Annotated in this window: 9 protein-coding genes and 2 pseudogenes; 4 read left to right on the top strand and 7 right to left on the bottom strand. The window is 37.2% G+C overall.

The window, feature by feature from the left end:
* Positions 1 to 405 (top strand): annotated as a pseudogene (locus tag HMPREF0493_RS00765) (DNA/RNA helicase domain-containing protein); the annotation flags it as partial.
* A gap of 87 nt (positions 406 to 492) precedes the next feature.
* Positions 493 to 1,629 carry a serine hydrolase domain-containing protein gene (locus tag HMPREF0493_RS00760; protein WP_006351318.1) on the top strand — a complete coding sequence of 379 codons (1,137 nt, stop codon included), beginning with the start codon at positions 493 to 495 and terminating at the stop codon, positions 1,627 to 1,629.
* Positions 1,630 to 1,655: 26 nt separating this feature from the next.
* Here HMPREF0493_RS00760 and HMPREF0493_RS00755 read toward each other — a convergent pair whose 3' ends face one another.
* The 4 genes and pseudogenes from HMPREF0493_RS00755 to HMPREF0493_RS00740 form a co-directional block, all read right to left on the bottom strand.
* Complete coding sequence (locus HMPREF0493_RS00755) at positions 1,656 to 4,490, bottom strand: DEAD/DEAH box helicase (protein ID WP_006351317.1); 2,835 nt, start codon at positions 4,488 to 4,490, stop codon at positions 1,656 to 1,658.
* 68 nt (positions 4,491 to 4,558) lie between these two features.
* Positions 4,559 to 5,992: pseudogene (locus HMPREF0493_RS00750) on the bottom strand (amino acid permease).
* A 97-nt stretch (positions 5,993 to 6,089) separates the two neighbouring features.
* Positions 6,090 to 6,917 carry an exodeoxyribonuclease III gene (locus tag HMPREF0493_RS00745; protein WP_006351314.1) on the bottom strand — a complete coding sequence of 276 codons (828 nt, stop codon included), beginning with the start codon at positions 6,915 to 6,917 and terminating at the stop codon, positions 6,090 to 6,092.
* 359 nt (positions 6,918 to 7,276) lie between these two features.
* Complete coding sequence (locus HMPREF0493_RS00740) at positions 7,277 to 8,119, bottom strand: fructosamine kinase family protein (protein ID WP_006351313.1); 843 nt, start codon at positions 8,117 to 8,119, stop codon at positions 7,277 to 7,279.
* Positions 8,120 to 8,227: 108 nt separating this feature from the next.
* On the opposite strand from HMPREF0493_RS00740, the gene HMPREF0493_RS00735 reads away from it, so the two are divergent.
* Entirely contained in the window at positions 8,228 to 9,241 is a 1,014-nt protein-coding gene (locus HMPREF0493_RS00735) for a D-2-hydroxyacid dehydrogenase (RefSeq protein WP_006351312.1), read from the top strand.
* A 58-nt stretch (positions 9,242 to 9,299) separates the two neighbouring features.
* Here HMPREF0493_RS00735 and HMPREF0493_RS00730 read toward each other — a convergent pair whose 3' ends face one another.
* On the bottom strand, positions 9,300 to 9,905 hold the full coding sequence (locus HMPREF0493_RS00730) for a histidine phosphatase family protein (RefSeq protein ID WP_006351311.1): 606 nt from the start codon (positions 9,903 to 9,905) through the stop codon (positions 9,300 to 9,302).
* A gap of 26 nt (positions 9,906 to 9,931) precedes the next feature.
* Between HMPREF0493_RS00730 and HMPREF0493_RS00725 the strand changes: the two genes are divergently transcribed.
* Positions 9,932 to 11,035: an endonuclease/exonuclease/phosphatase family protein gene (locus tag HMPREF0493_RS00725; protein ID WP_006351310.1), complete on the top strand. Its 1,104-nt coding sequence runs from the start codon at positions 9,932 to 9,934 to the stop codon at positions 11,033 to 11,035.
* Between the two features lie 32 nt (positions 11,036 to 11,067).
* On the opposite strand, the gene HMPREF0493_RS00720 is transcribed toward HMPREF0493_RS00725, so the two are convergent.
* The gene (locus HMPREF0493_RS00720; RefSeq protein WP_006351309.1) at positions 11,068 to 11,886 is read right to left on the bottom strand and encodes a Cof-type HAD-IIB family hydrolase; all 819 of its coding nucleotides are present in this window, start codon (positions 11,884 to 11,886) and stop codon (positions 11,068 to 11,070) included.
* A 118-nt stretch (positions 11,887 to 12,004) separates the two neighbouring features.
* On the bottom strand, positions 12,005 to 13,930 hold the full coding sequence (locus tag HMPREF0493_RS00715) for an elongation factor G (RefSeq protein ID WP_040456750.1): 1,926 nt from the start codon (positions 13,928 to 13,930) through the stop codon (positions 12,005 to 12,007).
* Positions 13,931 to 13,986 lie beyond the last annotated feature (56 nt).

Here is a 13,986-nt window from a genome sequence, read left to right as displayed (position 1 = left end):
TAACACTATATAAAAGAAGGAAGTTTTAAAATGCCTTGGGATCAATACAACTACACAGCAACACCTTGGGCAGAAATCCCTGCTACGATCAACGAGGTTGGCTCGATCTATACATGTCAGGGATTCGATCTTAACTACGCCGGTATCATAATCGGGCCACCGATTAACCAAGTTCAAGGACAAAATCGTCTACAGGTTAACCTTGATAAAATGACAGATACTGAAATGTTTAAAAAGAGAACTGATTTAACAGATCCAGTAGAAATTGAACAATTAGAAAAGCAAATGGTAATGAATTCATTAAATGTTTTATTTAAGCGCGGCGTTCATGGCTGCTATTTATACGCTCATGATCCGTTGCTTCGGTATACCCTTTGCACGTTATTTGATCAAATCAATTATTAAGTATCATTAAAAATTAATCATTATAAAATATTTTCGTATTATTTAAGTTCTATAATGTAGTCAGGCCTTTCGAGGAGGAAAAACAATTTGAATAAAAAATTTTTAGCCTTAGCTACTGCAATTGGATTAATCGGTCCAATAGCAGCCCCTGTTACTTATATTAAAGCTGCAAGCAATAATACTACTCAATCAGATCAAGCTGAGATGCGGCAATTTGTCCGCAATACTATGAATCAAAATCATGTTCGTGGCAGTGCGGTAATTATAAAAAATGGTGTCCCTCAGCAAATTAGTTTTGGATATGCCTGGTACGGTAAAAGAATTGGCAACGGAAATTCTAAAGTAGTCTATCCGGTATGCTCATTGCAAAAAGTCATAACGGCTGCAATGATCGTTCAATTAATTAATGAAAATTTGAAAACAAGCCAACGTTTTACTCAAAACACCAAAATTTCACGTTGGTATCCTAACATGACTAACGCTAACAAAATTACCGTTGGAAATTTGTTGACTCATACCTCTGGAATCAGAGCTACGGGAACTGAAATTTATCGTGGCAAAACTTATTCTGAAGCCAGTGCGATTCAATGGGCAGTAAACAACGTTAATTCTTCCCCAGAGGGTACTGTCGGTACTTATTACTACAACAATATAAATTATATTTTACTGGCTGGTATCATCCGAGCAGTCACAGGTAAATCTTATCAAGCTAATTTTAATCAACGAATAGTCAAAAAACTTGGTTTAACGAATACTTACCTATATCAGGATATTCCTTCAAACAAAACTGATTCGATTTCTTACTATTCAAATGGTGGAAAGAACTATACGAAGGCTGCCTATGTTAAAAAACAGCTTGCTTCTCAAATACCAGGATCGGGAGACATGTTTTCAACTCCAATGGACTACTATAAAATTCAAGTTGGTTTAACTAATGGTCAAATTTTAAGCAGTTCGGATTTTCATTATTTAACTCATTTAACCAGTAAAAATGCAACTTCCAACTATTCTGGTGGAATCTATCTTAAAAACAATGATAATTTGAAAATGGCATATGGAAATATTGCTGGCAATCACTTTGGCAACTGGTTCCAGATGACTACTGATAATCAAAATGGTTTAATTATGTTTCTAAATCAAACCAATGACAATGAAGCATCTGTAAAAGCAGTTGGATATCAAATTTTGAATCATATTAAAGCCAATACTTTCACTAGTAAATAAAAAAGCGCTGCAGTTACGCAGTGCTTTTATTCTGTAAACAACAAATCATACATTGAGGCCGATAATGGCGTGGATAGAAGCAAGTTCATGCCAACCGCGGCCTTCTTTTTTGGCCCAATTTTTTCTTCTTTTACAGTATCTTTTTGAATTTTTGCCTGTCCCAAATAAAAGAATTCTTTGCCTGTTGCATCATTTTGCTTAACAAACAAATGAATTTTCATCTGACTATTGTGCAGTAATTTTTGTACTTCTGGAGAAGCGATATGGCGTGGACTACGTGTATACCAACGTAAACTGCAGCCGTCTGCTAATGAATTATTATAAATGGCATTACGCTTTTTATCTGAATCCTTCTTATAGGTAATAAAAATCGGCGTTTCTTTATTTTCCACTCGATAGCCATACATAGGAGCTGACACATCTTGAGGCCAATTCAAAAGACGACAGACATCTTCCCGATCATATTGCTTATATAAAGTAAACTGTTTATCAGATCGATACTTTTTACTCAAAAGCAAACCTGTCTTAATCGCATCTAAAAATAGCATTCGGAAGTCTTTATCCTGTAAAGCATCCGTGAGTTTTAAAGAAAGACGATAATTTAAAAGATCGTGTTCAATTAGTGGATAATTACCGTATTCTGCCTTTTTTGTACTTTTCCCGGATTTTACATCAAAAAATGATAGAGTCAAAATATCATCAACTGAATGTAATAGTTCTGAAGTATGATAAGCTCCATTCCGATCTAATTCTGTACAATATTCTTCGTTAGAAATGCTAGTTTTCGTTAGTAGCAACTTCAGCAATAAGAGTTCATGCGGTCGTTTTCCATTCACTAATTCTTTGGTGATAAAAGCCAATACTTGAGACTCATACTTTGTTAATACAAGCTTCTCACCCATTTTTTGCAAAAAGTTGCCATAATGTTTTAATGAGCGATTTTCTGCAAAAACAAGCGGTGAAACTGAACCGTAATGTGCAAAGTCCAATAACAGTGGCGGTCGTCCTATTTTCTGCTTTAATTCAGTATATGCCTGACGCAATTCTCGCAGACCATCAAGCTTTACTTTATCCAAGGATTGTAAAATCCTAGCAGCAGCAATCTGACTAAAGTTAATAGTTGATAGTCCAACAAAAGTAGGCAATTTTGTTTCTCTGCGTGCCAAATCGCGGCTACGACTCGTATCGCCATTTAACGCAATCGGAATTAAGTAGTTGTTTCGATAATTACCAATAAAATCTAAAACAGTTACAAATTCTTTTCCCGGATATTTTCGCAAGCCACGGCCAAGCTGTTGAATAAAGACAATACTTGATTGAGTATTACGAAGCATGATAATTTGATTAAGTTCTGGAACATCCACACCTTCATTAAACAAGTCAACCGTAACAATATATTCTAAAGAACCTTCTTTTAGCTGTTTTACTGTTTTCTGTCTATCTGCTTCACTGTCTTCGTTAGTCAATGCAACGGCTGGATGACCTTTTTGGATAAATTTGACTGCAAGCTTTTTAGCTTCAATTTGACGACTGCAAAAAATCAATCCACAAGCTTTTGCACCACAATAGCCATAATAATTCATCTGCTTGAGAATATACTTCACCCGTTCATCTGCAGTTAAATAGCGTAAATTCGTGGTCTCATCAATTACCTGACCATCCTGTTCATAGTCCTGAACGCCAACATAATGAAATGGCGTCAGCATTTTTTCTTCAAGAGCATCTCGCAAACGAATTTCATAGGCTAAATTATAATCAAAAATCTGATATACATTTTGCTTATCCATTCGTTCAGGAGTCGCAGTCATACCTAGCCAAAACTTTGGTTTAAAATAATGTAAAATTCGTTGATAGCTCGGTGAAGCTGAGCGATGAGCCTCATCGATTAAAATATAATCGAATTCTGCAGGATCAAATTGATTCAAAACGTTTTTTTGAGTCAAAGTTTGGACAGTTGCAAAAACATATTTACAATTTGATTCGTGCACATTTCCTGATAAAAGCCCGTAATCTGCCTTTTTGCCAGCAATAACCTTTCGAAAACTGGATAATGATTTTTGTGCAATTTGTCTGCGGTGAACAATATATAAAAATTTTTTAGGTGCAAAATCCTTCACAGCAAACGCTCCAAGATAGGTCTTTCCAGTACCAGTAGCAGAAACAACTAAACCTCTTTTCTGCCCCGCTGCAACCAATTCATTCAAATTTTGCAGAGCTTGCTTTTGCATTTTATTTGGAGATATTTCCTGGGTAATATTTTTCGCAGTAATTTTTTGAAAATTAGGTCTTTTCCACTGTCGCTGGTAATTCATTATCCAAGTTGAAGTCAAAGGCGCACTTTCTTGACCTAATTTTTGCAGTTGCCGACATATTTGTTTAGTTAAAGCTGCGTTCTCGGTAGAACTAACTTTTAAAGCCCATTCGCAGTTTGCCAGCAAAGCCGCGCGTGTAAAATTTGCACTTCCAATTACAACTGTTTCATAATTTTCATGTTTAAACAGATATCCTTTTACATGAAAATTCGTTTGGTCAGCTATTTTTACCTTTAAATTTGGTATTTTTGTTAATTCTGCAAATACATTTGGTTCATTAAAGCCTAAATAATCACCCGTAATTAAGGTACCTGTTACATGCTTTTTAGCTAAATCTGCTAAAACAACTTTCAATTGGACCAACATGTCCTGAGTAATAAAAGCAACAGCCCAAGTAAAGCTTTGACAAGTCAGCAATTCACGTCTAAGGGTGAGCCAAATATTATCGTTTTTATCGTTTTCGAGCAATCGTGGGCCGTATAATTCATGTCCCGGGAAATGACTATCATATAAACCGTTCAAAATTGCATCTTTCAAAGCTTTATTCATTAAAACACCTCAATTGTAATTTTACTCAACTAAAAAAAGAGATCCAACTAATTGGATCTCTTCTTTTCTTATTGCCAATGATCTTTAAAATGATACAAAATTAAAGGAATAATCACACTAATTGCACACATGCCGATTAAACTCGTAACGTATATTCCCTGCATCTTGGCTAGTGTGCCTACGGCCGGTGTAAAGGTTACAAAGAACGCAACTACTGTAATTAAAAACGCTAAGCATGAAATTGCAATACTAATCTTTGCATTTTTATTCATGTAATAAGCTCTATGCCAGTCCTCATGCTTATGTTTCAAAACAATATAGGCAATCAGCATTATTAGGTAAACCATCAAATACTGGGCGGTAGTAGCTGCTAAGGAAACATTAAATGCAAAGTCGGCATTGCTACCACTGCTAAAAGTAATTAGTACTGCAGTTATAGTAACAATTAACGATTGCGTAACCATCAAGCGTAAAGGAACGCCGTGTTTGGTTGCCTTTGCAAAAAGCTTTGGCAAATAACCTTCTTTAGCAGCTTCATACATTCCTTGATTTGGTCCGGCAAGCCAATTACCTAGCTCACCGATAATTCCGCAAGCCAGCATAACGCCCACAATTTTGTTTAAGACATCACCCGGCAGGCCAATTGAATTAAGCAATACACCGTAAATATAAACAAAGCCAGTACTATTTTGAATTTCACTCTTAGGCACTGTCATTCCGATTGCCATCGAACCAAGCAAATCAAATAAAATTGCAGTTAAAGCTAAGCCCAGCATTACACGTGAATAGTAACGTGGATGTTCCAAATTCTTAACATGTGGTGCGGATGCTTCACCACCACAGAATGCCAACATGAACGGTACAAATGCAACCAAAGTGCTGCTATTTAAATGATGTGGCACAACTGTTTGCCAATTAATTTGCATATAAAGTGGATGCCCTTGTGCAAGATAAACAAAGAAGGCAATGATAATACAAATTACTGGAATTGCAATTCCTATAATAAACAGCCATTCAGCGATACGACCAATTTTTCTAACTCCAATTACCTGAATCGCAGTCGCACCCCAAAGGATAATCATCATTAAGATAAACCGAGCAGACGGTGTCGTATTAAGCCAAGGCGTATTAAACGTAATTGACAGCGCACCGATAATGACATACATCATCGTGTCCATAGCTACTGTGATGTTAATCCATTGTAAAAACATGGCTGTCTAACCGATACGATCGCCTAAGTTGCCTTTTACCCAAGTAAAAATACCGCCTTTTTCCCAGCCATCAATCGAGGCCATTTCTCCGGCCATTTGTGTAATTGGTATAAACCAGCAAATACCAGCAATTAATAAATAAAATAATGCTGTTGCGCCTGTTTTCCCAAATGGTGCCAACTCAATAACAGAAATAACCATTGAACTAGTCATTGCGAAGAGCTTAAACGCAGTTAATCGATTGTATTTAAGATCCTGCTCTAATGCCCAGTTTTCTTTTTCTTCCCCCACGGGTTGCTCCTCCTTAAACAAACTTTTCGGAGATTTATTTTACTCTATCAGACCAATAATAAAAAGCATTCATTGTGAATGCTTTTCAGATTTTTAGCTATAAGTCTATATCAAGCAAAATCGGGCAATGATCTGCTCTTTTTCCCGTGTCTATCATTTCAGACCGCCTTATTTTATCAGCGATTCGATTGCTAGTTAGCCAATAATCAATTCTCCAGCCTGAGTTATTTGCCTTGGCCGTTCTTACTCGCTGTGCCCACCAGGAATAAACACCTTCAACGTTGCCATTTATTTTTCTAAATGAATCAGTAAAGCCGGCATCAAGAAGCTGTGTAAAATCTTTTCTTTCTTCATCAGTAAATCCAGCTGAATGATGATTGTTTTCTGGATGCTTTAAATCAATCGGTGTATGCGCACAATTAAAATCACCACTGGCCAATACTGGCTTTTGCTTATCCAATTGCTGCAAATACTCAATATATCTTTGATCCCAGACCTGTCTATCGGCTAATCTCTTTAAGCCATTTCCAGAATTCGGAGTATAAACTTGAGTCACAAAAAATGTTGGAAATTCTAACGTAATTATTCTGCCCTCTGAATCCATTGGTTCTGGAGCTCCAATCTTAGGATAAGAAGCTTTTAACTCTAGGCCTTTTTTATATAAATACATTGTACCGGCATAACCCTTTCGGGCAGGTTCTTCCGATGAACGCCAAAAATATTTATATTCAGGAAACATTTCTTTCAAAATAGTCTGATGCTTTTTCGTAGGGCCTGTAGCAGGCAACTTTGTTTCTTGAATAGCTAATACATCAGGTGCCTCATCATGAAGTCTTTCCAGAATTTTACGCGTTTCTAGAGCACGAGTAGACTGCCCTGTTAATGCTGCATTAAGTGAATCGATATTCCATGAAATTAATTTCATTGTGTATTCTCCCTTACTTTTATAAATTTATTATAACGAAAAAAGCTCAGCATAGATTTTTTCTAAACTGAGCTTTTTAAAGGGAGTTATATTGAATGAGAATAACGAGAAAGTTAAGTCTTCTCTATAAATGATGCAAGCTTATGCATGTAATACTGTAGAGATTAGGATGATTTAGTTTGTATCACACAGCTTGCGTATTTGAGATGTAAGTATAAGAATTTAAGATTTCTTACTCTTAGTTTTTTAAGCTATAGAACCACCTCTCTTGTTTTCAGGCTTAACAATTTCTGCTATTTCGATATAATATCAACAAAGTGACACCGCGTCACTAGCTAATTTATCCCTTAATAAAAAATTTAGAATTGCGCTAAAATTGCATCAACCTCATCGCCATAGCTTTCACCAAACAGGTCAAGATGCATGCAAAGATAGTAGAAGCGATACCATGGAAGCCGCTTTTCTATCCCTGGATTGAATGGACAGATTTCACTATAAGCCTGATAAAAGTCTTGGTTGAAACCACCAAAAACAGTGGTCATGGCTAAATCAAATTCACGATCGGCATAAACAGCGTCCGGATCAATCAAATATGGTTTTCCATTTGCAAACATGACATTGCCAAACCATAGATCACCATGACACAGACTCGGCAAGACCTGATTTTTGCTGTAATAATCTAGAAAATTTTCCATCATATTTTGAAAATGATGTTCTCTAAAATCATTCCAACGACCAACTTTCTTAGCATAATTGACCTCAGGCATCACACGTTGATTAAGATAAAAATCTGCCCAGCTGCTATTCCATTGATTGTCTTTTTTTAAAATCTTAGTTTCATATTTATCGCCAAAACCAAATTGATCATTATGTTTCATGTGAAGCTTTGCCACTTCATATCCCAAATCTCTTTGGCTGCCCACATCAGCATCTAACCAATTTAAAAGCAAGTAGGCATCACCTTCAATTTGGCCACTATGAATTGGCGTTAATGTATTAACACCAGCTTGTGCAATTTCTTTTAGCCCTCTTTTTTCATGATCGAAATACTTAGCCGAATGTTTAGGCTGAACTTTCATAAAATATTGTTGCTGTAGTGTCACTATTTTATAAGCTAAATTGATGTCACCACCACGAACAGATTGACAGGAAATTATGTTTTTTATCGGCAATTGTTTCAGCCAATTTTGGTTAATCTGCATAATTATTTTTCCTTTCTAAAAAAAGAAACGCTTTTGTGTTTTGTCACACAAACTCAAGTGTATAATAGAAAACGGTCATACTATTAATTTTTACGGAGGTAGAATTTTATGACAAAGATTTTTGCTTACGCTATTCGTAAAGACGAAGAACCATTCTTGAACGAATGGAAAGAAGCTCACAAGGATATCGACGTTGATTTCACTGATCAACTTTTGACTCCTGAAACTGCTAAGTTAGCTAAGGGTGCCGATGGTGTTGTTGTTTACCAACAATTAGATTACACCGCTGATACTCTTCAAGCTTTAGCAGATGCTGGCGTAACTAAGATGTCATTACGTAACGTTGGTGTTGATAACATTGATATGGACAAGGCTAAGGAATTAGGCTTCGAAATTACCAACGTTCCTGTTTACTCACCAAATGCTATTGCTGAACATGCTGCTATTCAAGCTGCACGTGTATTACGTCAAGACAAGCGCATGGACGAAAAGATGGCTAAACGTGACTTACGCTGGGCTCCAACTATTGGTCGTGAAGTTCGTGACCAAGTTGTCGGTGTTGTTGGTACTGGTCACATTGGTCAAGTATTTATGAAAATTATGGAAGGTTTCGGCGCAAAGGTTATTGCTTACGATATCTTCAAGAACCCAGAACTTGAAAAGAAGGGTTACTACGTTGACTCACTTGACGATTTGTACAAGCAAGCTGATGTAATTTCACTTCACGTTCCAGATGTACCAGCTAACGTACACATGATCAACGACAAGTCAATCGCAGAAATGAAAGACGGCGTTGTAATTGTAAACTGCTCACGTGGTCCACTTGTTGACACTGACGCAGTTATCCGTGGTTTGGACTCAGGCAAGATCTTCGGCTTCGTTATGGATACTTACGAAGGCGAAGTTGGTGTATTTAACAAGGATTGGGAAGGTAAAGAATTCCCAGACAAGCGTTTGGCAGACTTAATTGACCGTCCAAACGTTTTGGTAACTCCACACACCGCCTTCTACACCACTCACGCTGTACGTAACATGGTTGTTAAGGCATTTGACAACAACTTGAAGATGATCAACGGCGAAAAGCCAGACTCTCCAGTTGCATTGGACAAGAACAAGTTCTAAAAATAATTAGAATTAATAAAAAATCTCAGCTCAATTGGGCTGAGATTTTTTGTTTGGTTTATAAATTATCGTTATAGCTATCAGACACGTCGTCCGCAGGATTGGCTACTGATTTTAAAGTGAAATTCTTACCATCATAGTTTAAAACAACGATGCCACAATTGTGATAATGCAGTTTTCCTAGGGGATGTAAACTGTTCAGTGCTTTTCTTAAGAAGTTCATTAAGGCACCACCATGTGAGACAATTAACACGTTTTTACCATTTGGAATATCCTTAAGCAATCTACGAATCGTTTTATCCATCCGCTCTTCTACTTCGACCTGGCTTTCTCCACCAAATTGTTTGAAGAAGTCATTATAAGGTGGCTTAGGATTCAAACTTTCATCGTGGGCTTCATAGCGACCAAAGGCAAACTCCTTCAATCCCTTATCACGCTTGAATGGCATCTTATGTTCCGTTATAATTTCCAACGTATCACTCGCTCTTTCAGAGCTTGAAGAAAAGGCATAATCAAAGTGTACGTGTTTTTCTTTTAAAGAATCACGTGTAGCTTCTGCTTGCGCAATTCCTAATGGAGTTAATGGAGAATCGCATCTGCCTTGGATCTTATGGAAATAATTAAAAAAGGTTTGTCCGTGACGAACTAAATATACTGTAATCATCGTCTTCTCCCATATCGAGGTTAAAAATGAAAATACTAAAAAGAATTGGAATCGGTTTGCTCAGCTTAATCGGTATTCTGCTTGTAGTAATTATCGGTTATGTGGGCTACATGCAAATGCACTACTATCGCATCCCTGATAATCGCAAACTGTCTATAAAAAATAATCAATCTAAACAATTAAGCTTGCACCATCTATACTCTATTATTACTTATAATGTTGGTTTTGGTGCATATAATCACAATTTTGATTTCTTTATGGATAAAGGTGAACTCAAAAACGGCACAAAAACGCAAGGGACACGTGGTACTGCCTTTTCTAAACAATCCGTTCTTGCTTCAACCGACGGTGTCATCAAGACGATGAAAAAACAGAATCCTGATTTCATGCTCTTTCAAGAAATCGATACCCACTCAACGCGTAGCCACTATGTCAACCAAGTTAATTTAGTTGAGCACGCTTTTAAAAATTATGACCATGTTTTTGCCAATAATTTCCACTCCGCATATCTCGCTTGGCCACTTTATGACCCACACGGCAGCGTTCAATCAGGTTTGCTTAGTATGAGTAAATATCACATGCAAAGCGCAGTTAGAAGAAAATATCCTGTTTCTTCCGCATTTATCTCCAAATTTACAGATCTTGATCGCTGCTTCACGGTTATGCACTACCCAATCAAAGGCGGAAAAGAATTAATCGTCATCAATAGTCATATGTCAGCCTATGATAAAGGCGGCAAAATGCGTAAAGCGCAAATGAAGATTCTTTCTAAAGTAATCGAAGCTGAATATAAAGCGGGCAATTACGTCATTGTCGGTGGTGACTTCAACCACGCATTAGGCCGCGACATGCTCACCCACTTTGACCATCAAGAAAAGATTCCTAGTTGGGTATCTGTTTTAGATCAAAAGATGTTGCCTAAGGATTTCATCATGGTTAAAGCAACTAACCGTGAGCGTGTAGCTACAGTTAGATCAACGGATATGAAATATCGGCCTAAGGTTAACTACCAAACAGTTGGCGATGGCTTTATCATTTCAAAAAATATTAAAGCCAAGGCTACCGATATCAACACCGATTATCGTTATGCCGATCACAATCCAGTCAGATTAGGATTTAGCTTAACTTAAAATAAAAAAGCCGTTTTACGGCTTTTTTATTTTTATTCAATATCTAAATATTTAGCTAAAACTTTTAAGACACCATTCTCATCATTCGATGGTGCTTCGTATTTGGCAACCGCCTTCGTTTTAGCGTTAGCATTTTCCATGGCATAGCTATAACCACATGCCTCAAGCATGCCGATATCATTTTCACCATCACCAAAAGCAATCAAATCTTTTTGTTCAATGCCATAGTACTTAAGCATATCAGCTACACCTTTGGCTTTATTAATGCCTTTGTGCACCAGATCGATCGTCATATTACCGCTACTAGTACCGCGAACGTAATCACCGTATTTTTCATTGAAGCGATCTTGAATAATTGTAGCTAATTCATCGTCGGCAGTCAGACAAACTTTCAAAATAGTATCGCTAGGATCGATATCAGTAAATTTATCGATTTCTTCTACTTTGCGATAGTAAATTCGAATATCATCTTTGGTTGCCTTATCCATACTCTTCAAGATGTAACAATGATGTTCTGCACTAACCATGATGATTGCTTCTGGATATTCGGTTTGAATAAAGTGAAGCAACTTCTGAGCAATATCATAATCGAGCGCAGTTCTTTTGATTACTTTGCCATCGGCTTCGAGAATAGCGCCATTTTCAGATACATAATCAATTCCTTCAGTGAATTCTTGAAAGTATTCATGTGATCTGATCAATTGATTACCTGTAGCTGAAATGAAGGGGATATTGTTTGCTTGTAGTTTTTTCAAAATTTTACCAAAAAGCTGATGATCAAAAGTCTTCTTTTCTGTTAAAAAAGTACCGTCCATATCAACAGCTACGGCTTTAAAGGGTATTGTAGTCATGTGTATCACCTTTCCAATACCTTTATGTTACTATGTAAGCGCTTTTGTTTCATCACTTTTCGCTAAAAATGAAATTTCTTTCACAAGTAATCATATATTTCACTTCATGCAAGAAGTTTTATTTTAATGGATACGTATATGGATAATGCGCTGTTTCTGGCACTTTATCCCAGGTTACCGTGTGGCCTGCACCATGTGAACAAAAGACCGAGTTAGGCGTATTTTCTAGATCTGAAACAGGATCATAATTTTTCTGTTTGATGATTTCTTGAGCATTATGACAAGACAAATAACCCTTTACGACGCATTCAAAGATTCCGTCACCATGCGTGTAACCACGTACTTGCGCAGCGTAATCCTGCATTTCACTAACTGGTGCCGAGCCTTCAATGATGGTGCGGTCGCCTTTATTTTCTGGTGAATTAAACTGACCACTCATTCTTTGAATATCATTCAGCGCGCGGCCTACATGTTCTTGACTTACTTCAAGGCGGAAATCATACCATGGTTCAAGCAAGATCAATTGGTCCTGCTCTTTTAATTCCATCAGGCCCTGACGCACCGCACGATAAGTTGCTTCTCTAAAGTCGCCACCGACTGAGTGCACAATACTACCTTTACCGCCAAGCAAAGTAATTTTTACGTCTGTAATTGGCGTACCCAGTAAAACTCCCAAATGCTCTTTTGATTTAAGAGCTGTCATAATCTGATGTTGCCAATTTTTGGTTAAAACTTCTAGACTGCAGTTATTTTCAAAAACTACGCCGCTATTTCTTGGACCTGGTTCAAGCAACAGGTGCACTTCCGCATAGTGACGCAACGGTTCAAAGTGACCTACGCCTTCTACTGGTTGAGCAATAGTTTCTTTGTATAAAATGCTGCCTTGTTCAAAATCAACGGTTAAAGTAAAACGTTCCTGCAACAATTGTTTTAAAATCTCGAGTTGAATTTTCCCCATCACCTGAACGCGAAGTTCCTGCAAATGTTCTGACCAAGTTACATGAAGCTGCGGATTTTCGTCTCCTAGCGTCTTTAAGGCCATCAGACAGGCATGAATATCCTCATCCAGTGGATTAAGCTTGTAAGTTAAAACTGGCTTTAGACTGGCTTCTTTTGCGTATGTAGCGCCAAAGCCTTGTCCTGGATAAGTCTTAGTTAAACCAGTAGCTGCAACAATTTCGCCTGCATTTACTTTTACAACCGTCGTAAATTTTTTACCGTTATATTCGCGCAATTGATTAATCTTTTCACCGGCTAATTCAGTTTTTGCCTGCAATTTGCCGCCTAAAATTTTAATCCAGCTAAGACGCTCCCCATTTTTATCATGCGAAATCTTGAAGCATCTAGCTGAAAAATCAGGACTATATTCTTTTTCTTTAGTCCACTTATCAAAGCCTGCTAAAAATTCCGTAATTCCAGTTAATTTCAGAGCTGAGCCAAAATAAACGGGATAGATCTTTCTCTGCACAATTAAATTTTGAATATCCGAATTCATAATTTCTTCGCCATTCAGATATTTTTCGAGCAGCTGATCATCAGCCGAAGCCACATTTTCATAAAAAGTTTGATCTTCTTGGCTAAAATCCAGGCAATTTTCACTTAAACTTTTTTGAATATCGGTTAAAACCTGACCTTTATTTGTACCTGCAATATCGATTTTATTAACAAAAATAAAAACAGGTACATGATTTTTCTCAAGTAAATTCCACAGCGTCTTGGCATAACTGGTGACGCCATCGGTCGCCGAAATAACCAAAATCGCATAATCTAAAACGCTCAGCACTTCTTCGGTTTGAAAAGCAAAATCGACGTGCCCTGGCGTATCCAGCAAAGTAATCTCTGCATCATCCGTGGTCAATTTAGCCTCATGAGAAAAAATAGTAATGCCCCGTTTTTTCTCAAGTTGTTGGGTATCTAAAAATGCATCCCCATTGTCCACTCTTCCCAAATTCCTGATATTTCCTGCCCCATACAGCAAGGCTTCAGAAAGAGTCGTCTTACCCGCATCAACGTGGGCCACAATTCCTGTTGTAATTTTTTTCATCATTTTTCACCTAAAAAAAGTATCTTATCTCAAAGATAAGATACCCTTCTCATTAA

The organism is Lactobacillus amylolyticus DSM 11664 (genome assembly GCF_000178475.1).
In the GTDB taxonomy this organism is placed as follows: domain Bacteria; phylum Bacillota; class Bacilli; order Lactobacillales; family Lactobacillaceae; genus Lactobacillus; species Lactobacillus amylolyticus.
The sequence above is the reverse complement of the archived record's forward strand: the minus strand, read 5'-3'. Positions and strand labels throughout refer to the sequence as shown.

What these genes read in the sequence shown, in the direction of transcription:
- HMPREF0493_RS00745 (WP_006351314.1), bottom strand. Translation starts at nt 6,917, where the DNA reads ATGAAATTAATTTCATGGAATATCGATTCACTTAATGCAGCATTAACA.
- HMPREF0493_RS00725 (WP_006351310.1), top strand. Translation starts at nt 9,932, where the DNA reads ATGAAAATACTAAAAAGAATTGGAATCGGTTTGCTCAGCTTAATCGGT.
- HMPREF0493_RS00715 (WP_040456750.1), bottom strand. Translation starts at nt 13,930, where the DNA reads ATGAAAAAAATTACAACAGGAATTGTGGCCCACGTTGATGCGGGTAAG.
- HMPREF0493_RS00740 (WP_006351313.1), bottom strand. Translation starts at nt 8,119, where the DNA reads ATGCAGATTAACCAAAATTGGCTGAAACAATTGCCGATAAAAAACATA.
- HMPREF0493_RS00735 (WP_006351312.1), top strand. Translation starts at nt 8,228, where the DNA reads ATGACAAAGATTTTTGCTTACGCTATTCGTAAAGACGAAGAACCATTC.
- HMPREF0493_RS00755 (WP_006351317.1), bottom strand. Translation starts at nt 4,490, where the DNA reads ATGAATAAAGCTTTGAAAGATGCAATTTTGAACGGTTTATATGATAGT.
- HMPREF0493_RS00730 (WP_006351311.1), bottom strand. Translation starts at nt 9,905, where the DNA reads ATGATTACAGTATATTTAGTTCGTCACGGACAAACCTTTTTTAATTAT.
- HMPREF0493_RS00720 (WP_006351309.1), bottom strand. Translation starts at nt 11,886, where the DNA reads ATGACTACAATACCCTTTAAAGCCGTAGCTGTTGATATGGACGGTACT.